We start from the raw sequence: 19,236 nt of genomic DNA on the forward strand, positions 1-19,236 counted from the left end.
GGACTTACATACACGCAATGTATTTAGGTCTCTTCTAGGATTTTGGTAATTATTGTTGTGAAAAGGCGATCGCAACTAGGAGAAGCCTTGCGTACCTTGTCAACATCTAAAAGTTCTAACAGTTTGGGAGCGTGTCGTGTTTTGTGATATTTACCTTTAGAGGTTTTATTAGTGGCTGATTTCAGCCACTGACTCAGGTTGTATTTGGAAACTTTCTCCACACTTTGATTTCCCAGCCTTTTGTGAAGATAATCTTCGTTAAATCCGCCATTATAAAACTTGCTTAAAGCATCAATATCAGCAATAAACCAAGCCTCCATAGTTTGTACCATTAAGTGGCAACAGTCATCATCATGCCCCTGGGTCGCCAAAATCCAAGGTTGGTCTTCTTTTCTGCTCCTTAAATGCTCCCAAGGTGTGTGAGTTTCAGAAACAGGAGATTCAGAATCAACAAGCAAAACATTAAAAGCCTCTGGATAAGATTCCACACTGATTAGGAAATCTTCGCAAGCATCGCGGCGAGATCCAGACATGATTGACAGGATTTTTATGCCTTTGCTCTCTGCGAGATCGTAGAGTTCTTTGAAGAGATGAACAAAACCCGATCGCAGCCCCGCTGTTGTCTCTTTTCCTGCCGGAATTTTACTCCTAAATCCCGGACGTTTTTGAGGTATATTTTCTGTTGTACTTTCATCTTCACTTTCATCTTCACTTTCATCTCCAATGCCTTCAATATAAATACGAATCTCCCTTACCATCGGTTTCCTCCGATGTGTCCCATCCGCCACAAATCTCCTAGAGTGTACTTTTCCAGCCACTTTTTAAGTTGCTGAGGCTCTAGACGGCGCAAGTGACTGCCTGTGTTATTCTGTTCGCAAACTAAGACGGATTCGGGAACTTCACTCAAACCAGAAACTAAAGCATCAGAATGAGTAGTAACAATTATTTGAGTTCTTTGAGATGCCGCAATTAGCAATTCAGCAACAGTCGATAAGATATCTGGATGCAACCCTAATTCTGGTTCTTCAATACAAATCAGGGGCGGTGGACTTGGGTGGCAAAGTAAAGTCAGCAAGCACAAATAACGAAGGGTACCATCTGATAAACGGGTAGCAGGAATTGGTCTATTGAATTTTTTATCCCTGATAAATGTTTGTATTGTACTTCCTTCAATTTTAGTTATGATGTCACCTACTGCCTCGTAGAACTTTTGCAACTGCTCGATTAGCAAAGGTTTAATACCTTTGTATTCTAAATCGTTCAAAACATGAGCAAGGTTACTTGCATCTTCTTCAAGAAAGTCATTTGGTAAATCAGATGGTTGGGGCTTTCTTGGTGGCGTGTACCTACCTAAATTCCATTCCCGATAAATACGGATATTGGAAAACTGATTGTTTAAGTAGGCTAACTCAGGATAAAAGTCTTTGTCTTGTTTTTGGGACAAAATCGCTTGAAAAGGATTTATTTCAACATGGCGAAAGTTGGGTTCTTCCCCAGTATTTTCACCTGTTTTTCCTGTTACATTTCTAATAGCTAAGAGTGGCTTTGCATTCTGAGGGCGGTAGAAATATACCTCAGAAATTAGGCTGTTTTTTATTTTTTTGTCTACAGCCTCATCTACAATTTCTAATTTTTGACCTACCATCGTGAAAGAGATTTGATAGCGTAAGGGGATAGGTTCTTCATGGTAATCTACGGTTGCCTCGATTCTAGCTGTTGGAATATTGTTGGAATTTTTTTCATCACCTTTCCAAAGCCACTCGCCAATACCGCCTCCTTGCCGAAAGGGAGTATTTATATCCTTGGGTGTTGACTGTAAAATCCCCACGGCATCGATCAAGTTGGACTTGCCAGATGCGTTGGGGCCAATTAACACATTCAGGGGTTGAAGTTCTATTTCCTCTCCTTCACTTCCGTAGGATAGAAAGTTTTTTAAGCGAAGAGTTCGGATAAATCTTTGGCCTTGCATCTCATCCTCCTATTTAAAGCTTTTGATATCTTTAATAATAGTATCACAGTTTCGTCATTTTAAGGTCAGTAATGCCCAGATTACTGACCTTAAAATAGAGTTGATAGCTAAGTCCTGGATTCGGAGCGCAATTCGATCGTTTCAATCTTCAAAAATATCCAACTGTTCGCCCTCCGACTCTTTTTTACCATTTTTTTTAACACCTTTCCGCAGCCCGATCGCAATTTTGCTATGTTTCTCAATCTGCTTCATCACCTGTCGCGCCCGGTCAATCACCGACGGCGGCAAACCGGCCAATCTGCCCGCTTCAATTCCGTAAGATTTGTCAGCACCTCCAGGCTGAACTTGGTGCAAAAATACGATTTGATCCGGCAATTCTTTCACGGTCACTTGATAATTGGCGACATTATCCAAAATAGACGCTAACTCATTCAATTCGTGATAGTGAGTAGCAAAAATTGTCCGCGCCCGAATCTCGCTTGCTAAATATTCCGCCACAGACCAAGCAATCGACAGTCCGTCAAACGTCGCCGTTCCCCTGCCAATTTCATCTAACAACACCAATGATTGCGGCGTAGCGTGATTGAGAATATTTGCAGTTTCGTTCATTTCCACCATAAACGTAGACTGACCAGTTGCCAAATCATCGACTGCGCCGACGCGGGTAAAAATCCGATCGCAAATTCCCAAACTCGCAGCTTTCGCCGGCACAAAACTGCCCATCTGCGCCATTAACTGGATCAAACCCACCTGCCGCAAATAACAACTCTTGCCGCTAGCATTCGGCCCGGTTAAAATAATTAAATCTGGGCGGTTTAGCGATTCTTCCCGACCCAAAAAAGCCGAATTAGGTACAAAAAATCCCGGCGGCAAAGACTTTTCTACCACAGGGTGACAACCTTCAATAATTTTAATTTCCCGACTTTCTGTCATAGTCGGGCGGCAGTAATTTTGGTAAACTGCTACTTCTGACAAACCGCACAAAACATCCGCCGCGGCCACGGCCCGGGAAACGTTGCGAATAATTTCGGCGTGTTCTCCTACCTCCGATCGCACTTTAGCAAAAATATCGTATTCCAATTGATTTAAATCTTCCCGGGCTGTCAGAATTCGCACTTCCCTTTCTTTTAATTCTTCAGTGCTGTAGCGTTCTTCATTGGTAAGAGTTTGTTTGCGGGTGTAGTCGTTCGGCACTTGGTCTACTTTCGATTTGGTAATGCTGATGTAATAGCCGAAAGCTTTATTGTAGCCTACTTTTAAATTAGAAATTCCCGTGCGTTTTCTCTCAGTAGCTTCTAAATTTGCAATCCATTCTTGGTCTGCTGATGCAGTTTGGCGCATTTCATCTAGCATGGCATTGATTCCCGAACGAATCAAACCTCCTTCTTTTAAATGAATCGGCGGTTCATCAACTAAATGAGCGTGAATCTTAGTTGATAATTCTTCTAAAATTGGCGGTACATTTTGCAGTGCTTTCAGATAGGGCGATCGCCCTTGAGCTGCGATCGAGGCTAATTCAGGCAGTTTTCCCAGAGAATCAGCTAAAGCGACCAAATCCCGCGCGCTAGCTGTTCCCGAACCGGCGCGGCCTGTCAGTCTTTCGATGTCGTAAATTTGGCGCAGCAACTGCTGCAAATCTTGGCGCAGGGCGTTATTTTCTACTAATTCTTGAATCGTGTCGTGTCGCGCGCAAATGCCTTTAATGTTGAGCAAAGGTTGCAGCACCCAGCGGCGCAAAGCGCGGCCTCCCATTGCGGTGCTGGTTTTGTCTATAGCCCACAGCAGCGAACCGTGAAAAACCCCATCTCTCACTGTTTGAGTAATTTCGAGATTGCGGCGGGTTTGGTAGTCGAGTATGAGAAAATCGGTGAGAGTGTAAGTGTGCAATCTTTGCAAAGAAACTGCTTTTTCTTTTTGAGTTTCTTCGAGATATTGCAGCAAACCGCCGGCGGCGCGCACTGCGAGGGAAAGGTGGCCGCATCCCATACCTTCGAGCGATCGCACTTTGAACTTTTGCAGGATTCTCTGTTTTGCTTCGGACAAACTAAACGGAATTTGCGATCGCAAAGAATAGCAAAACGAATTCGGCAAACAATCGGGCAAATGCTCTGATTTCTCTCCGGGCCTCAACATCGTCACCAAATCCGGCGCATTAGTCGGTACCAAGATTTCCGAAGGCTGCAAACGCAGCAATTCTAGGGTTAATTGCTCTAAACTATCTGCTTGGGTAGTGACAAATTCTCCCGTAGAAATATCTGTATAAGCCAATCCCCAATGTTCCCCAGCGATGACTACTGCTGCTAAAAAATTATTTTGTCTGGGTTTGAGCATTCCGTCATCAGTCAAAGTTCCGGGAGTGAGAATGCGGGTAATTTCGCGCTTGACTTGGCGGCCTTCTTTAGCAGCTATCGAGGCATCTTCAACTTGGTCGCAAACTACCACAGCATAGCCTTTTTCTACTAACATTGAAGTGTAGCGGTCGAGCGCGTGGTGCGGCACTCCAGTCATCGGCACTCGGCCGATTTCCTTGCCGCTTTCTTTGCTAGTACAAACAAGTTCTAATTCCCGCGAAATCGTAACTGCATCTTGGAAAAAGCACTCAAAGAAATCTCCAACTCGAAACAATAAAAGTGCGTGGGGATACTGTTCTTTCACTTCCACATACCGCTGCATCATCGGAGTTAGCTTGGTGAATTCTAGTAGGCGGTGGTCGGCATTGCGGATGTTGGGTTGATTGGGGTCTGTTGGGGTAGATGCAGTGTAAGGCATAAAAAGCGATCGATAAATTTTAATCTTTAACAACTTTACCGCAAGCTCGGCTTTTAGTTATAACTAATGATACAATATTTGACTATTAATCATCCTTAAGCAGGGTGCGTGATTGTCGAGATTCTGGTTGAGTGTTGAGCGATACGAAACTCACGCATCCTACTTAATAATCGATCGACCCGCTTTTACTTGAGAAGTTTTAGGTCGGTACTTATCTAATGTGAGTCAAAACAGCCGCTACAGTGAGATTCAGGGCGGATATTTTATCTATTGTGAGAGGATAGGGATCGGCGATCGACAAAAACAACCTCATCAATCTAATTATTAGCTGTTATAGCAGATTTTGAAGGCTTTTCGGCTACTTCGACTTCGCTCAGTACAAGTTCGCTCAGGGTCAAAAGAAGTAAGAAGGAATCTGCCGCCATGATTTCAGCAATTAAGAACGTCTTAACCGTCGGGCGCGGTTGCTATAAATGTTGGCGGTTAACGGAATAATGTAAAATTTTCCGCACTTTAGGGACATAAACTTTACATTTTTGTAATTGAAAACAGCCGGAAGATAGATTTTTAAATTATACCTCGGATAGAGAGAAAAAATATTTTATATGCTTAAAATTAAAAATATCCAAGCGAGTAATTTATAGGCTTAGTAAATGTAAGATTTAAAATCAAAAATCTGCTAGCTAGTAGTTAACTAGAGGAAAAAAAATAATGAAAGCTCTTTGCTGGCACGGAGCAAATGACGTGCGAGTTGATAACGTACCAGACCCGACAATTATCAATCCGCGCGATGCGATAGTTAAAATCACGTCTACAGCAATTTGCGGCTCAGATTTGCACCTCTATAACGGCTACATCCCCACCATGCAATCGGGCGACATCATGGGCCACGAATTCATGGGGGAAGTAGTCGAACTCGGCAGCGAAGTCAAGAACTTAAAAAAGGGCGATCGCGTCGTCATTCCTTTTACTATTTCTTGCGGCAGTTGCTTCTTTTGCAACCGCGATTTGTGGTCGCTGTGCGACAACTCCAACCCCAATGCTGGGCTGGCTGAAAAAATCTACGGTCATTCGCCGGCGGGACTGTTTGGCTACTCGCATTTAACGGGTGGTTATGCAGGAGGTCAAGCAGAATACGCGCGCGTTCCGTTTGCAGATGTCGGCCCTTTAAAAATTCCCGACGGACTTTCTGACGAACAAGTATTGTTCCTCACGGATATCTTTCCGACCGGTTACATGGCGGCCGAAAACTGCAACATTCAGCCGGGGGATACGGTAGCAGTTTGGGGATGCGGGCCGGTCGGACAATTTGCAATCAGAAGCGCGTTTATGCTGGGGGCCGATCGAGTCATTGCGATCGACCGCGTACCGGAACGCTTGCAAATGGCTGCCGCGGCCAAAGCAGAAATCATCAATTACGAAGAAATGGACGCCGGGGAAGCCGTCACCGAAATGACCGGGGGACGCGGGCCCGACGCCTGCATCGACGCGGTGGGAATGGAAGCCCACGGCACCGGCCTCGACGCTTTGTACGACAAAGCCAAGCAAGCCGTGCGCTTGGAGAGCGATCGACCTACCGCCCTGCGACAAGCGATCCTCGCGTGTCGCAAGGGCGGCACAGTGTCAATTCCCGGCGTTTACGGCGGCTTCGTTGACAAAGTGCCATTAGGTGCAGCTTTCAACAAAGGCTTGACCATGAAAATGGGACAGACGCACGTTCACCGCTATTTGCGGCCTTTGCTCGATCGCGTTCAAAAAGGCGAAATTGACCCGTCATTCGTAATTACGCACCGAATGAAATTGGATGAAGCGCCCCACGCCTACGAGATTTTCCTCAACAAAAAAGACAACTGCATCAAAGTTGTCCTCAAACCCTAACTCGCATTCAACTGACAAGGAGAAACTATGCTTTTACAAGAAAAAGAATCAGGCGACTTGGTAGAAATCCTCGATATCGATGGTTTAATCAGCCCTGCAAAAAATGAGGTATTAGGGCGAAATCAAGCAGGTGAAGAAGAGCAAGAGCCAGCGAATTTTCCGAAGGGTAAATTAGTTTTTCCCTCCGGCGAAGTTTTGCCGCGCTGCTGGACTGAGAAACATTATAAAACTAATTGATATCGTTTCCGGTTGTATCGGAATAATAAAATCGAGTCAACAGTTAACAGTCAACAGTCAACAGTCAACAATCACCTGACGGTGCAACCGGAATTGATATGATTCAAGGGAAACCGTCAACCTAATACCCAGAGCCCAGACTTCTTAAAGAAGTCTGGGCTCTAACAGTTTTAGGTAAAAAGAGAGATTAATTGTTAACGATCCGATCGACTTGATGCGCTTCTGTGATGTCTGGAATATCCAGGCGCGCAGCTAATTTGCGAATAACTGCTTCCGGTACTGTTGCTGTGCGCGATCGATTCCGCCGCAATATTTCTTCTAGAGGTACTTCCAGATAAACAATCCGAACTCGCGCTTGATAATCGGCAAAGAAATTAACTAATTGCTGCCGCATTTGTTTGGTTGTATTTGTAGCATTCCACACAAAAGAACGCCCGTCATTCATATATTCGCGCGCTCTTTGTTTGGCGGCTGTCACCACATTTCCAGGGGTTTCGTCTGGAGGGACATTCATCTCTTTTCGCAGTGCATCCAGCGAGATTACTGGCAAATCTGGGAGATTTTTCCGAATCCAATAATCTTTACCGCTTGCGGGCAATCCAGACATCAAAATGACTTCGCAGCGAGTATCGTCAAATGCTTCGTAATCCGGGTTTCCGTTCTCTTTGCGGAAGTAGATAAATCGGCTGTGTGCGGAGGCGAATTGTCGGGGAGAATCCAAGCAATTATTTTCTTGACAAAACTCCCGAAATAGTTGTATTTTATCGAGCAATTCTTGTTTGTCGGCGCAGTGGCGGCCGCGCACGTCTGCTTCTGCTAAAAGTGCGAGGAAATCGCAGCGGACAACTTGACTGACTTTAATTACGGACTGCTGCGGGTTGGGTTTGTCGATCAGCCAGATGGGTAAACTGCCGAATTGGACGATCGCCACAACTGTTTCGCGAATGTCAAACTGCACAGGCGGCTCGAATTGAGATAAAATTTGTCTGACCATCTTCGCACCTTGACGGGCGTGACCTTTTGAGCTAATTCTGCCGTCGGCTTCTATTTTTGTAAAGCTTGGTTTGGCGACATCGTGCAGCAAAGCGGCGGCAAAAAGTATCGATCGCTCTTTTTCGGGAAGCTGCCGCCAATTTGGGGAAGATATTAAGGCTTCGCAGACCATTTTTGTATGAATAAAAACATCTCCTTCGGCGTGGTAAATCGGGTCTTGCTGACATCCTTTGAGGCTGTCTATCCAGTCGAAATGCGTTTGAATACCGTCCCAATCCAGGAACCAATCGGGCGGTTGGGGACAAAAGGGAAAAGTCCAAGGCGGAGATAACAGTGTATTCATAACTTTACTTGTTCGATCTGACTTAACAACTCATCAGTCCTATGGAAAAGGACTTTAGCTTTGAGTCAGGGGTTTAAACCCCTGTCGGAATTCGGGAAATATCGTGGAAAGTTGACACCAATGGTCGGCATTTCTTACTTTACTCACATCTTGCACCATTCTCAATTACTTGTTTAGGAACAGGCAAGATGCCTGTTCCACAATAAAACTCATTCTTTGTGGAACGGGCATCTTGCCCGTTCTTGACAATGGTGCAAGATATCTCTTTACAAACTAAAATTAAATAAATCTGCGCCGGGACGCAGAATATTGGGTACAATTGGGCGATTTAGCCAATGTCCTTCGGCATTTTTTATAGCAGTCAAAAAGCTGGCACGCACGTATTTGTAACGTGCCTTTACTATCCCATCATCCTCAATTTTAATGTACAGACCCTCCATGCGATCGCTCTTGTCAGTCTCTTTCAAACACCGTTCTTCATCTAATCCCAATTCCCCGCAGTACAAACGCAAGCGTTCCAAATGTCCCTGTTGAATAAAATTAGATTTTTCCATAAACTGCATCATTTGCTTGGGAGATTTCAGCACTCCCGAAAACAGCACGGGAACGGACACCAACGGCAGTCCGCTTAACAACTTGCGGCGGGATTCTGTACTCAAAAATTGATTTGTTTCTAAGTCCAGCACGTCGTATTCCATAAAATAGTGCGGCAAAAAATCATAAAAGACAGTGTGTTTGGCATACAGCCATTCGCCGTAAAGAATGTAGCGATTTCCCAGCACTTCTCCCAGCGCCCCGCTGAGACTGAAAGCCCACTGTTTGAATAAGTTAAAATGTTTTTCCCTCGGCCCGCCGGTGAGATAGTGACCGCGACTTTGCAGCAGCATTTGTCCGTCTGGTGCGAAGCTGATGCCTGTATTAGCGCCGTCTACCTTTTCTTCAATCACTGTCGGGCGATCGCTCAGGGCGCTAAATGGCACGCTGTCGAGGTCTTCATCACCCGGTTGGAAACGCGAACCTTCGATGTGATAAGTTCTAGGATATTTAATAATTTTGACCATCAGCCAATCCCTTTGAGATTTGAGATTTGAGACTTGAGAGGCGACCCAATCTATTTAACCATTATAATGGAATAATCACAAAGGAGCGTGTAAGTTGAAAAGTCAAAGTTTCCAAAACATATCATCAGCAATCGCTGGAATTATATTAGTAAGTGTGCTACTCCTCGGCTTCAACTCTTTCGTCGTTATCAATCCAGGTGAAGCAGGAGTAGTCAGCGTTTTAGGAAAAGCCACAGATGGAGCATTGTTAGAGGGGTTTCACCTCAGACCCCCGCTAATCTCCAAGGTAGATGTGTACGATGTAACAGTGCAAAAATTTGAAGTTCCCGCCCAGAGTGCTACTAAAGACCTTCAGGATTTAAATGCCAGTTTTGCGATCAACTTTCGCCTCGATGCTGAGAGAATAGTTGATATCAGAAGGACTCAAGGAACTTTGGAGAATATAGTCTCAAAAATTATTGCGCCTCAGACGCAAGAAGCATTTAAAACAGCGGCTGCACTCAGAACCGCCGAACAATCTATTACTCAAAGAAGTGAACTGAAGCGAGACTTTGATACTGCGCTGAAGGAAAGGCTATCAAAGTATGATGTAATCGTGCTCGATACGAGCGTTGTTAACATTCGATTCTCCACAGATTTTGCGAAAGCGGTTGAGGAGAAACAGGTTGCTGAACAGCGAGCGCAAAGGGCTGTTTATGTGGCTCAGGAAGCTGAACAACAGGCTCAAGCTGACATTAACCGCGCTCAAGGTAGGGCCGAAGCTCAAAGGCTGTTGGCTGAAACTTTGAAGGCTCAGGGCGGCGATTTAGTGCTGCAAAAAGAGGCGATCGAAGCTTGGAGAAGCGGCGGCGCTCAGATGCCAAAAGTGTTGGTGATGGGCAGCGGTTCCAGTCGGGTTCCTTTCATTTTTAATATGAACGATATTCAGGAAGAACCCGATCGCCAAAAAAGTTAGCAGCCGTTGAAAGTTTGCGGAGTATGCTAAACTTCTAAAAGCCAAAATATAACGACAGGTTGAAACCTGTCGCTATAAAAGCGAAGTCCGCAATTAACACGCAGGCAGCACACTCATTTTAGGAAGCAAGGAGAAATCATGACCCGCGCTATTATGGAAACCAACAAAGGCACCATCAATTTGGAATTGTTCGATGCGGATGCGCCTAACACAGTAAAGAATTTTGTTGACTTGGCAGAAAAAGGTTTTTACGATGGATTGTCCTTTCACCGAGTCATTCCTAACTTTATGATTCAAGGTGGCTGTCCAAAAGGCACTGGAACCGGCGGCCCAGGCTACAAAATCAAGTGCGAAATCAACTCCAAAAAACATTTGGCAGGAACTTTATCGATGGCTCACGCAGGCCGGGATACGGGTGGCAGCCAATTCTTTATTTGCCATTCTCCCCAGTCTCATTTAGATGGAGTTCACACAACTTTTGGCCAAACTGAGGATATGTCTGTCGTCAATGCTATCCGCCAAGGCGACAAGATTATTTCGCTCAAAATTGAGCATTAATTTTCAGTAATTAGTTGCGTTTGTAGTAAGGACTTTAGTCCTTATTGCAAACAAAACTTGTGAAAGTTAAGAGTTTTAAAATCTACAATTTATGACCAATAATTTCTTGATGGTACCCGCCACGCGATCGATCCGTGGAATCAATCCAAAATCCAAAATCCTTGCATCCTCAAGCCCCCGGATTTATCCGTGGTGTCAATCTAAAATCTAAAATCTAAAATCTAAAAGCCCCCAGATTTATCTGCGGTGTCAATCTAAAATCTAAAATCTAAAATCTAAAATCGAAAAGCCCCCGGATTTATCCGTGGTGTCAATCTAAAATCTAAAATCTAAAATCTAAAATCGAATGACTGTTATCAATGATTATGCTGTGGTGACTGAGTTAACTGAACTATATTTAAAATACGAAAAAGCTCTTTGTACGAACGATATTGAAACTCTCGATAGTTTGTTCTGGGATGCGCCGGAAGTCGTGCGGTTTGGGGTGACGGAGAACCTGTACGGGAGCGATGAGGTGAGGGCTTTTCGCCAAGGACGATCGCCTGTAAATGTCGATCGAGAAATGTTCAACCTAAAAATCGTGACTTTCGATGCAGACACGGCGGCTGTGACGCTGGAATTTCGCCGTGCGATGGATGGAGTGGTGCGGCTGGGGCGGCAGAGTCAGATGTGGCGGAAGTTTCCTCAAGGCTGGAAGATTGTTTCGGCTCACGTTTCTTTGTTGCCGGTGTAGATTTTAAAGGTAAGGAAACAAGAATTGTCTAAAGCAAGCGGACTTTATGACTGAATCATTCATCTTCTAGAGAAACGTCTAATAGTTCCATTTCCAGACTTTCTTCCTCATCTTCATAATTAAATTCTAATCTGCTCTGCTTAATAATCTCGCTCAATATATTGCTTAAGTACCCTTTGGCAACAGCTTGTTCAAATCTTTCTATCAGAATAGGAACAGTGATTATTTCGTAACTGCTCAATAACCACTGGTAGAGGCACTCCTCGTCAATCAGGTGTACTGAAGCGAGGAAAAAACTTTCATGCGTTGTAGCACTCCTCTGGCAAATCTGGTTAAATCAAAATATGACACTTCCCTACCTAGCTATTGACATTCCCGAAGGGGAACGGACACCGTTGGTGAACTGGCTGCTGAACTTGATAGCTCAGCAGCAACAGCTACTTGAAGGCCAACAGGAGACAATAGCCAAGCTAGAAAAAGAAGTGACCAAACTGCAAGAAAAAGCCGCGAGTCTCGACGAGCAACTACTAGCGGCTAAGGATCGCGAATTAAATAACTTACAATTTTAATTGTTATGGTGGGATGGGCGTCCCGCCCGTCCAAAAAGGGCGGGCGGGACGCCCACCCCACTTTCCTTGTGTAAGTTATTTAATTCTCATTCCTAAGAAACTCAACGGAAAACCGAAAATCCGACCTAGTACCCTCAATCAAGAGAAAAAAAAGCCGAAACCAGAAGGCAAGCGACCGGGTTCTTCTAAGCGCAGAAAGAAAACTGACTTCTTGGTGAACGAACAGCGGATTATCGAGCCAGAGGGACTTCCAGAGGGAGCTACCTTCAATGGATATCGAGAGTATGACGTGCAGGATTTGATTCTCTCTCGCCGTAATATTAGATTTTTGCTCGCCGAATACGTTACAGCCTTATGCCGAACAGTTGTTGGGATTGTGCAAATTAATCTACTGCATGAATGATTTTTAGATTCTTTTTAATGGTTCGGGGGTGACGAATTTAGTGGTCACCTAAAGTTATCCTCTCCCCGAGAGGTATTACTCCCGCAGGACAGCTCGTAACTTCTCCGGAGGCACAAATATTGGAATACGTCAAGCGCTTGTGGGAGAGGGCAAATTAGTATTGGGTCTAGAAAAATCCACAGGAAGCATGGGAGTGGCTGTCCCGTTCGGCTTGCCAGAAGCAGGGTCGGGCTGGTAAAGTTGGATACGATCGCGCCCAAGTCGTTTAGCTTGATACAGCGCTTGGTCGGCTGCGGCAATCAGAATTTCGGCTCCAGATTCAGATGCAGGAACAATACTCGCTACGCCGAAACTGACTGTGACGTACTCGCTCACCTGAGAACCAGCGTGAGGAAGCTGCAAAGCTGCGATTTTGAGCTGTATGTGTTCGGCTACCACCACGGCGCCTTGCATCGCGGTATTTGGCAAAATCACGGCAAATTCTTCGCCTCCGTAGCGAGCTACTAAATCGGCGGGGCGATCGACTGCATTGCCGATCGCCCCGGCGACTTGCCGCAAACATTCGTCTCCCCCTGGATGCCCGTAGGTATCGTTGTAATTTTTAAAAGAATCAATATCGCAGAGAATCAGGGACAGAGGCGTTTGTTCCCGGGCTTGTCTGCGCCACTCCATTTCTAAATACTGATCGAACCGGCGCCGGTTTGCTAGCTGCGTGAGTTCGTCTAAAGTTGCCAAGCGCTCTAACTTGAGGTTGGCCGCTTGCAACTGCTGGTAGAGTTCTGCTTGCTTGATGGCGATCGCCAACTGGGCGGCCAAAGAAGACAGCAACTCTACTTCCAACGGCATCCACTGGCGGGGACTGCACTGGTGGGCCATCAGCAGCCCCCACAACTCGTCTCCTTGCACTAGCGGCACCACCAAATAAGCTTTCACATCAAATTGTGCGAGCAAGTCAATTTGATCTTGTGGCAAATCGGCCGCGCAGACATCGGCGATCGGTCGGATCGCCCGATGTTGGTACGCTTCGAGATAGAACTCGTCAAAACAGAAATTTTCCAAGGTTTCTCCGAGCATCGGCCGGCAGTTGGGAGCTACAGATTCCACCGTCACCGCCCCCGTCGCGTGTGCAGCGCAGAGACAGCCCTTGCAGAAGTTGAAGCGGACGATCATCACTCGATCGGCCTGAAGGAACTGGCGCACTTCTGTCACAGTCGTGTTGAGCACTTCACCCAAATCCAGAGACTGGCGGATGTGCTGAGTAATCGTCGCCATCAACAGTTCGCGTTCGTTCTGCTGCCGCAGCGCCTCTTCTGCCCGCTTGTACTCGGTGATATCTTGAGCGGTGCCGAAAATTTGTTTGGGCAAGCCCTCTGGCGTGCGGGCGAACACTTGGTCGCGACAGCGAAACCAGCGCCATTGGCCCGATCGATGTTTCAGTCGGTACTCCAACTCCAAAATATGCCCGTCTTGGGTCAAGGGAAATTTTTGCACGTGCGCTCCCACCCTCGGCACATCTTCTGGGTGCACTAAGCTGGAAAACAAAGCCATTTCCATCTGTAAAATTTCTTGGGGAGTGTAGCCCAGCAATTTAGAAGCTTGACCGTTGACGTAGACATTGCGCCGTTGGGTCAAATCGTAGATGTAGAGCAAATAAGGCGCCGCGTCAGCAATCTGCTGGATGAAATGCTGGCTCGATCGCAATTCTTCCTCCACCCGCTGGCGCACTTTCACTTCTTCCACAGCTTGATCCCGCATTGTGCGGTAAGCTTGGATGCGGTGGGTGAGGTCGGTCACGTCTTGAATCACCAGCAGCGCGTAGAACGATTGGGAATTGATCCCCGGCCAGATTGACGATCGCGAAACTGAGGGTGGAGATTCCCAAGCCAAAGAAGCACTTGTTGGTTCTGGGACTTCTAAAGTACCGTCTGGTTCCAAATCAAGAGCCTGGAGAAGCCAGCCCCTAATCTCCTGTTCTGCAATGCCAGCCGGAAGGGCCGGCACAGCAGTCACGGTAGTTTGCTGGATGCGCTGCTGGCCGTCTTGCCAAGTTGCCGGAATCAGGTGTTTGTGAATTTGAGAAGAAAAAATTGTTGGCGGGCCTCCTGCAAAGATTTGCTGGAAGCGAGTTGCGTACTTTAGCTGATTCAGGTGAGGAAAATGCGCTGTGATTTTTGTTCCCAAAATTTGCCTGCGGGGAATTTTCGTCCACTCTTCCAGACAAGTGTTCCAAAACAGCACCACAAAATCATCTCGCAGTAAGCACGCACCGACTGGTACGCTGTCGAGAACCCCAAACTTGTCCTCAATAGTTTTGCTCTCCTCGATCATAGACCCCCGGCAAGTTGATTGATAGCAGTCAACAAGGTGTCAAAGGAACTGACATTGAAAATAAGGATGATATCTCCTTCTATGTGAAGCCTTTCAATAATGAAACGGGTCTGCGCTAATAAAACAACTGTATCAGCAGCTAAACCGCCAGATGTCAGCAAAGTAGCGATCGTCCCTTCCATGTAATTAGGAATTGAATAGTTCAGGCGCTGTTGAAGTACGTTACTGATTGCACCCATGACTCCATTGATGACAATATTTCCCACTTCACTCAGCGTACCAATTTTGACGGAATCCAGGTCGTGAGTGCCCACTTCTTCCCCTGTCAGCATGGTAACGAGCATGGCCGCGCTGTTGGTAGGAAAGACTAGCTGGGCAATGCCTCCAAAGGAACCTGTAAATTTGAGCTGGACGGCAGCGATTTGCTCGCCGTTGAGGTGGATCTCTAACTGTTCTTGCACATCCAAGGGAGACAGGATTTGGAGGTAAGGGATTTGCAAGCGAATGGGGGATTCGATCATCTCGTTCAATACCCCTGCTGCTTGACCGATCCCGATGTTGACCAGTTCCTGCAAAGCATCGAGCTGTCGAGCGGTCAATATCATGGGGCGATCTCCTCGCTGGCACTGAGAGCTTTTTTGATCCATCCTACCAGTTCATCTGAGTTGGGCATTTTGTGAATCACTGCCAGGGCTCCGAGTTCCATGCACTCGGAGCGGGTGCTTGCTTGGATGTCTGCGGTAATTACGATGACTGGAATTTTATATCCTCGATCGCGCATGGCTTGCAGGACTTCCCGACCTTCCATTTCCGGCATCAGCAGATCTAAGAGCATACAGTTTGGGGTTTTAGTCCCGAGCAGTTCTAGAGCTTCCGGGCCGCTCGATACTTCCCAAGTCTCGTATCCTTCTGCTCGCAGGATTTTGCAGATTACCCTGCGAGTCAACCACGAATCTTCGACAACGAGAATTGATGTCACTACGTTCTCCTCCTTCAATTGTTTAGGACAGATCGGCGTTGCAGGTACTGCTTTTATCTTGACAGTAGTTTAAACTGCTGGGACGGTGTGCGATCGAGCTCGACTCGGAATTCCTGTTCTTAAAAACTAACGCATTAAGGTGTTTGATAGTTTAGTATCTTTGACTTTGGGAAGAAAAAACCCGGTTTCTGAATGAAACCAGGTTTGGGGGTATCTGTATTGCTCCTAACACCGACGCTCAATTATAGATTACCAAACGTTTCCGGAGGGACTCTACTCGCTGTTTAGCAGTGGCATTGTCTGGATCGCAGGCAAGAGCTTGTTCGTACATTTCCAAGGCTTGAGCTGTTAATTTTTTGCGCTCGTAGGCGTGACCCAGGTTGTTTAGAGATATAACGTATTCGGGCTGCAACTTCAGGGCTTCTTTGTACTGGCGGATCGCGATGTCGTACTGTTCTTGACCGAAGTGTGCAAAACCGAGGGCGTTGTAAATAGCTGCTTGATTTTCTTCGCCTTCTAAGTCTTTGGCTTTCAAGGCTTTTTGAAACAGTACGATCGCCTGGGAGTAAAGCTTCTTATCTACATAAATACTTCCTAATTCGTAGTATTCCTGTGCTGTTCCTTTTTCTGTCGTCAGCTTATTTTCTAAGCGTTCCAGAGACATTTCCAGCTTCCGAGTTTTGAGAATCTGGCGCACAACAAACCAGGAAGTGCTGCCTAGTATAGCGAGCAGCACGGACAGGTAAACAATCAGTAAATTACTATCCATGTTTTTTTTTATTTAGGTATATCTGTGGAAGGTTTTATTTATTTTAATGCGCTAGCAATCTCTGAGATTTGCCTCTGCAACTGTCTTAAAAACTCGAAAAGCGCGATCTACCAGCCCGATCGCAATTTCTGAAAAAGCAAAAATCCAGAAGTAAGAACAAAGAAGGAAAGTTGGTCTGAATCTCATAGATTTATCAGGAGTTTTCCTTCTCTGGCAGATATCTAAATCTTTCTTACTTCTGCTTTCTTCCTTCTCAAAACCGATCGAGCTTTCACACTCCGGCTCGATTGGCCATTTCCACGACTTTACCGAATGTTGCGGGGTCAATAATCGCCATTTGTGCCAGCATTTTGCGGTTGATTTCGATGTTGGCTTTCTTCATGTTACCGATCAGTCTGCTGTAGCTCGTGCCGTGCTGGCGCGATGCGGCATTGATCCGAGCAATCCACAGGCGGCGGAAATCGCGTTTGCGTTTTTTGCGATCGCGATAACCGTTACGCAGGGCCTGCATCACCCGTTGGTTAGCTGTGCGGAACTGTTTCGACTGTGCGCCTCGGAAACCCTTGGCTAATTTGAGAATTTTTTTGCGGCGCGCTCTGGCGACATTACCGCGTTTTACCCGTGTCATCTTTAATTTCCGTTAAACTTTACAAGTATGGAAGCATTAACCGCACGTTAGCGTCGTTGGTCTCGTCGATGACGACCAGCTTAGAGAGACGGCTTTTGCGAGCTGAACTTTTGTGCTGTAGCAAGTGGCTTTTGTAAGCTTTGCGGCGCACAATTTTACCGGTGCCGGTCGCTCTAAAGCGCTTTGCGGCTGCTTTGCGAGTTTTGAGTTTTGGCATGGACTGGTGTTATTTGGACACAAGCTTTAACTCTACCACGTTTTTGGTACTTTCTGCAAGGGAGATTTGCGGGTTGGCAGTTGGGGAGTTAGGGAGAGGGGGAGAGAAGGAGAGAATTTGACTATTTTTTCTATAATTAATACCCGTTTCAAACCAGAACGCAACTGTATGCCCGCGATCCAAACCCTTACCGAATGAGTCATGCCCCATCCTTCAATTTTTTAATCTAAAATCTAAAATGGTATAACTTCACATAGCGGCACCAATATTATCACCTTGGTTTGTTGCCACTTAAGTTTTAAAATTTTAGTTAAAAGCCGATCGCCCTAACCGTCGCGAACCATCCAAACCAACATCCCCAGCAACGGTTCTACCGGCGGCACAGGATAGTCATTGAGGTCAATTGTCAGAGTTTTTGACTCCAACTTCAGAAATCTCCAAACAGTACCGCTGCTGACACTGCCGTAAATTGTGGCGATCGGGATATTGTTAATTTCATTAAACTTTTGAGCCGCCACCATTTCTGCCGCGCACTGTCCCAACCCAACTTTTAAATCCGCTTTTTTCGCTTCAACGATGACAACAGCAGGCGCTTCGATTAATATTTGTTCGGGAGAACGACTGATTAAAAAATCACAAACTCCGCTCAATCCCAATTCCGGCTCTACAGTAAAATCTTCTCCCGAAAATAGACTCACTTGCCGCTGTAAAATTTTTCTAACTTCGACTAAAATAGGACTAATAATCAGTTCCGATCGTGCTTTTTCAGAACCCGTAGCTGTAGCCAGTGGTAGTCCTTCTATTAGCGATTCTATCAAGTAGGAGCTAGGATGAATCGGCGCGGTTGGTGGCAGGAATCGCCCTGCTTCTACGGTTGTTAAGCCAAAATCGCGTTTAGCCTTTCTGAGCGTAAATTCACTGTAGGGCATTGAAAACACCATTTTTATTGATGTAGCAGTTTATTAAATTTGAAATCAAAATCATGGCATACAGCGATTTTACACTGCGAAAGGTTAAGCAAAGCTTCGGATTGACCGCAGTTGAAGGCGGCCGCTTTTTACCGGAAGTCGAGCCGATCGCACCCAGTGCCATTTTAGCAGGTTTGCTGGAAGATACAGTTCCCTGGGCGATCGCAGTAGGAACGGAAAAAGCCAAATCAGAACTAATTATCGCTCCGGCGCTTTTGGAAGTCAAACGGTTACTGAACCGCCAAATCAGCGTATTTTCAGGTACTGATTTCACAGTCGATATCGCGGCGGGATTAAACGGAGTTTGCGACTTTTTAATCAGTCGCTCTCCTGAGCAATTTGAAATAGAAGCACCTGCGGTTGTGCTGGTAGAAGCTAAGCGAGATAACATCAACAGCGGTTTGGGGCAGTGCATCGCTGAAATGGTGGCTGCTCAAAAATTTAATGAAGCCAACAATAACCCAATTCCGACTATTTACGGTTCAGTAACTAGCGGCACTGCTTGGAGATTTATGAAACTCGAAGGGCCAATTGTTACTATGGATGTTAGGGACTATCCGTTTCCCCCTGTCGAGACAATTTTGTCCATGCTTGTCTGGATGGTACGGGAAGGTTGAGAAGAAGTCATTAGTCATTAGTCATTAGTCATTAGTCATTAGTCATCAGTCATCAGTCATTAGTCATTAGTCATTAGTCATTAGTTAGCATTGAGTAGTCAGTAGTCAGCAGTTATTTGCAATCGAAACTAATAATCAGTAATCAATTCCCAATTCCCAATTCCCAATTCCCAATTCTCAAATAACAAATAACAAATAACAAATAACAAATAACAAATAACAAATAACAAATAACAAATAACAAATAACAAATAACAAATAA

Annotated in this window: 22 protein-coding genes; 8 read left to right on the top strand and 14 right to left on the bottom strand. The window is 45.7% G+C overall.

What is annotated here, in order from left to right; all coding sequences use genetic code 11:
* Positions 1 to 23: 23 nt before the first annotated feature.
* The 3 genes from QUA56_RS13810 to mutS form a co-directional block, all read right to left on the bottom strand.
* The gene (locus QUA56_RS13810) at positions 24 to 758 is read right to left on the bottom strand and encodes a DUF4276 family protein (protein ID WP_333358425.1); all 735 of its coding nucleotides are present in this window, start codon (positions 756 to 758) and stop codon (positions 24 to 26) included.
* Entirely contained in the window at positions 752 to 1,969 is a 1,218-nt protein-coding gene (locus QUA56_RS13815; protein ID WP_333358426.1) for an AAA family ATPase, read from the bottom strand. The genes QUA56_RS13810 and QUA56_RS13815 overlap by 7 nt, the downstream gene beginning before the upstream one ends.
* Positions 1,970 to 2,110: 141 nt before the next feature.
* A complete protein-coding gene (gene mutS, locus QUA56_RS13820) occupies positions 2,111 to 4,738 on the bottom strand; it encodes a DNA mismatch repair protein MutS (RefSeq protein ID WP_333358428.1) in 2,628 nt (875 codons plus the stop codon).
* Between the two features lie 711 nt (positions 4,739 to 5,449).
* On the opposite strand from mutS, the gene QUA56_RS13825 reads away from it, so the two are divergent.
* Positions 5,450 to 6,616 (top strand): zinc-dependent alcohol dehydrogenase, encoded by a 1,167-nt coding sequence (locus tag QUA56_RS13825; RefSeq protein ID WP_333358430.1) that lies wholly within the window; start codon positions 5,450 to 5,452, stop codon positions 6,614 to 6,616.
* 27 nt (positions 6,617 to 6,643) lie between these two features.
* A complete protein-coding gene (locus tag QUA56_RS13830; protein WP_333358432.1) occupies positions 6,644 to 6,853 on the top strand; it encodes an acetyltransferase in 210 nt (69 codons plus the stop codon).
* Between the two features lie 187 nt (positions 6,854 to 7,040).
* On the opposite strand, the gene QUA56_RS13835 is transcribed toward QUA56_RS13830, so the two are convergent.
* Both QUA56_RS13835 and QUA56_RS13840 read right to left on the bottom strand, forming a co-directional pair.
* Positions 7,041 to 8,189, bottom strand: coding sequence for an AAA family ATPase (locus QUA56_RS13835; protein WP_333358434.1), 1,149 nt, complete (start codon positions 8,187 to 8,189; stop codon positions 7,041 to 7,043).
* A 266-nt stretch (positions 8,190 to 8,455) separates the two neighbouring features.
* On the bottom strand, positions 8,456 to 9,250 hold the full coding sequence (locus QUA56_RS13840) for an RNA ligase family protein (RefSeq protein WP_333358436.1): 795 nt from the start codon (positions 9,248 to 9,250) through the stop codon (positions 8,456 to 8,458).
* 94 nt (positions 9,251 to 9,344) lie between these two features.
* Here QUA56_RS13840 and QUA56_RS13845 point away from each other — a divergent pair, with 94 nt between their 5' ends.
* The 3 genes from QUA56_RS13845 to hpxZ all read left to right on the top strand — a co-directional run bounded on the left by QUA56_RS13845 (position 9,345) and on the right by hpxZ (position 11,496).
* Positions 9,345 to 10,205, top strand: a complete 861-nt coding sequence (locus QUA56_RS13845; RefSeq protein WP_333358437.1) for a prohibitin family protein — start codon at positions 9,345 to 9,347, stop codon at positions 10,203 to 10,205.
* Positions 10,206 to 10,343: 138 nt separating this feature from the next.
* Positions 10,344 to 10,763 carry a peptidylprolyl isomerase gene (locus QUA56_RS13850; RefSeq protein WP_333358439.1) on the top strand — a complete coding sequence of 140 codons (420 nt, stop codon included), beginning with the start codon at positions 10,344 to 10,346 and terminating at the stop codon, positions 10,761 to 10,763.
* Between the two features lie 346 nt (positions 10,764 to 11,109).
* Positions 11,110 to 11,496: an oxalurate catabolism protein HpxZ gene (gene hpxZ / locus QUA56_RS13855; protein ID WP_333358441.1), complete on the top strand. Its 387-nt coding sequence runs from the start codon at positions 11,110 to 11,112 to the stop codon at positions 11,494 to 11,496.
* A gap of 55 nt (positions 11,497 to 11,551) precedes the next feature.
* Here the strand turns inward: hpxZ and QUA56_RS13860 are convergent, their stop codons facing one another.
* A complete protein-coding gene (locus QUA56_RS13860; RefSeq protein ID WP_333358443.1) occupies positions 11,552 to 11,737 on the bottom strand; it encodes a hypothetical protein in 186 nt (61 codons plus the stop codon).
* A gap of 103 nt (positions 11,738 to 11,840) precedes the next feature.
* On the opposite strand from QUA56_RS13860, the gene QUA56_RS13865 reads away from it, so the two are divergent.
* Together QUA56_RS13865 and QUA56_RS13870 are read left to right on the top strand one after the other, a co-directional pair.
* On the top strand, positions 11,841 to 12,065 hold the full coding sequence (locus QUA56_RS13865; RefSeq protein WP_333358445.1) for a hypothetical protein: 225 nt from the start codon (positions 11,841 to 11,843) through the stop codon (positions 12,063 to 12,065).
* A 13-nt stretch (positions 12,066 to 12,078) separates the two neighbouring features.
* Positions 12,079 to 12,468, top strand: a complete 390-nt coding sequence (locus QUA56_RS13870; protein ID WP_333358447.1) for a hypothetical protein — start codon at positions 12,079 to 12,081, stop codon at positions 12,466 to 12,468.
* Between the two features lie 129 nt (positions 12,469 to 12,597).
* Here QUA56_RS13870 and QUA56_RS13875 read toward each other — a convergent pair whose 3' ends face one another.
* The 8 genes from QUA56_RS13875 to QUA56_RS13910 form a co-directional block, all read right to left on the bottom strand.
* Positions 12,598 to 14,796 (bottom strand): diguanylate cyclase domain-containing protein, encoded by a 2,199-nt coding sequence (locus QUA56_RS13875; protein WP_333358449.1) that lies wholly within the window; start codon positions 14,794 to 14,796, stop codon positions 12,598 to 12,600.
* On the bottom strand, positions 14,793 to 15,401 hold the full coding sequence (locus tag QUA56_RS13880; RefSeq protein ID WP_333358451.1) for a chemotaxis protein CheC: 609 nt from the start codon (positions 15,399 to 15,401) through the stop codon (positions 14,793 to 14,795). Before QUA56_RS13880 ends, QUA56_RS13875 begins: the two co-directional genes overlap by 4 nt.
* The gene (locus QUA56_RS13885; RefSeq protein WP_333358453.1) at positions 15,398 to 15,775 is read right to left on the bottom strand and encodes a response regulator; all 378 of its coding nucleotides are present in this window, start codon (positions 15,773 to 15,775) and stop codon (positions 15,398 to 15,400) included. Before QUA56_RS13885 ends, QUA56_RS13880 begins: the two co-directional genes overlap by 4 nt.
* Before the next feature lie 238 nt (positions 15,776 to 16,013).
* On the bottom strand, positions 16,014 to 16,544 hold the full coding sequence (locus tag QUA56_RS13890; protein ID WP_333358455.1) for a tetratricopeptide repeat protein: 531 nt from the start codon (positions 16,542 to 16,544) through the stop codon (positions 16,014 to 16,016).
* A 271-nt stretch (positions 16,545 to 16,815) separates the two neighbouring features.
* Positions 16,816 to 17,172, bottom strand: a complete 357-nt coding sequence (gene rplT, locus QUA56_RS13895) for a 50S ribosomal protein L20 (RefSeq protein WP_333109051.1) — start codon at positions 17,170 to 17,172, stop codon at positions 16,816 to 16,818.
* Between the two features lie 19 nt (positions 17,173 to 17,191).
* The gene (gene rpmI, locus QUA56_RS13900) at positions 17,192 to 17,389 is read right to left on the bottom strand and encodes a 50S ribosomal protein L35 (protein ID WP_194009999.1); all 198 of its coding nucleotides are present in this window, start codon (positions 17,387 to 17,389) and stop codon (positions 17,192 to 17,194) included.
* A 32-nt stretch (positions 17,390 to 17,421) separates the two neighbouring features.
* Complete coding sequence (locus QUA56_RS13905; protein WP_333358457.1) at positions 17,422 to 17,592, bottom strand: hypothetical protein; 171 nt, start codon at positions 17,590 to 17,592, stop codon at positions 17,422 to 17,424.
* 123 nt (positions 17,593 to 17,715) lie between these two features.
* The gene (locus tag QUA56_RS13910) at positions 17,716 to 18,318 is read right to left on the bottom strand and encodes a hypothetical protein (protein ID WP_333303296.1); all 603 of its coding nucleotides are present in this window, start codon (positions 18,316 to 18,318) and stop codon (positions 17,716 to 17,718) included.
* 53 nt (positions 18,319 to 18,371) lie between these two features.
* Here QUA56_RS13910 and QUA56_RS13915 point away from each other — a divergent pair, with 53 nt between their 5' ends.
* Positions 18,372 to 18,974 carry a hypothetical protein gene (locus tag QUA56_RS13915; protein WP_333358459.1) on the top strand — a complete coding sequence of 201 codons (603 nt, stop codon included), beginning with the start codon at positions 18,372 to 18,374 and terminating at the stop codon, positions 18,972 to 18,974.
* Positions 18,975 to 19,236: the final 262 nt, after the last annotated feature.

The organism is Microcoleus sp. N3A4 (assembly GCF_036701805.1).
Lineage (GTDB): Bacteria > Cyanobacteriota > Cyanobacteriia > Cyanobacteriales > Microcoleaceae > Microcoleus.

Excerpts from the sequence above, each read along its gene's own strand:
- QUA56_RS13810 (WP_333358425.1), bottom strand. The coding sequence starts at position 758 with ATGGTAAGGGAGATTCGTATTTATATTGAAGGCATTGGAGATGAAAGT.
- QUA56_RS13815 (WP_333358426.1), bottom strand. The coding sequence starts at position 1,969 with ATGCAAGGCCAAAGATTTATCCGAACTCTTCGCTTAAAAAACTTTCTA.
- mutS (WP_333358428.1), bottom strand. The coding sequence starts at position 4,738 with ATGCCTTACACTGCATCTACCCCAACAGACCCCAATCAACCCAACATC.
- QUA56_RS13825 (WP_333358430.1), top strand. The coding sequence starts at position 5,450 with ATGAAAGCTCTTTGCTGGCACGGAGCAAATGACGTGCGAGTTGATAAC.
- QUA56_RS13830 (WP_333358432.1), top strand. The coding sequence starts at position 6,644 with ATGCTTTTACAAGAAAAAGAATCAGGCGACTTGGTAGAAATCCTCGAT.
- QUA56_RS13835 (WP_333358434.1), bottom strand. The coding sequence starts at position 8,189 with ATGAATACACTGTTATCTCCGCCTTGGACTTTTCCCTTTTGTCCCCAA.
- QUA56_RS13840 (WP_333358436.1), bottom strand. The coding sequence starts at position 9,250 with ATGGTCAAAATTATTAAATATCCTAGAACTTATCACATCGAAGGTTCG.
- QUA56_RS13850 (WP_333358439.1), top strand. The coding sequence starts at position 10,344 with ATGACCCGCGCTATTATGGAAACCAACAAAGGCACCATCAATTTGGAA.
- hpxZ (WP_333358441.1), top strand. The coding sequence starts at position 11,110 with ATGACTGTTATCAATGATTATGCTGTGGTGACTGAGTTAACTGAACTA.
- QUA56_RS13865 (WP_333358445.1), top strand. The coding sequence starts at position 11,841 with ATGACACTTCCCTACCTAGCTATTGACATTCCCGAAGGGGAACGGACA.
- QUA56_RS13870 (WP_333358447.1), top strand. The coding sequence starts at position 12,079 with ATGGGCGTCCCGCCCGTCCAAAAAGGGCGGGCGGGACGCCCACCCCAC.
- QUA56_RS13875 (WP_333358449.1), bottom strand. The coding sequence starts at position 14,796 with ATGATCGAGGAGAGCAAAACTATTGAGGACAAGTTTGGGGTTCTCGAC.
- QUA56_RS13880 (WP_333358451.1), bottom strand. The coding sequence starts at position 15,401 with ATGATATTGACCGCTCGACAGCTCGATGCTTTGCAGGAACTGGTCAAC.
- QUA56_RS13890 (WP_333358455.1), bottom strand. The coding sequence starts at position 16,544 with ATGGATAGTAATTTACTGATTGTTTACCTGTCCGTGCTGCTCGCTATA.
- rplT (WP_333109051.1), bottom strand. The coding sequence starts at position 17,172 with ATGACACGGGTAAAACGCGGTAATGTCGCCAGAGCGCGCCGCAAAAAA.
- rpmI (WP_194009999.1), bottom strand. The coding sequence starts at position 17,389 with ATGCCAAAACTCAAAACTCGCAAAGCAGCCGCAAAGCGCTTTAGAGCG.
- QUA56_RS13905 (WP_333358457.1), bottom strand. The coding sequence starts at position 17,592 with ATGACTCATTCGGTAAGGGTTTGGATCGCGGGCATACAGTTGCGTTCT.
- QUA56_RS13910 (WP_333303296.1), bottom strand. The coding sequence starts at position 18,318 with ATGCCCTACAGTGAATTTACGCTCAGAAAGGCTAAACGCGATTTTGGC.
- QUA56_RS13915 (WP_333358459.1), top strand. The coding sequence starts at position 18,372 with ATGGCATACAGCGATTTTACACTGCGAAAGGTTAAGCAAAGCTTCGGA.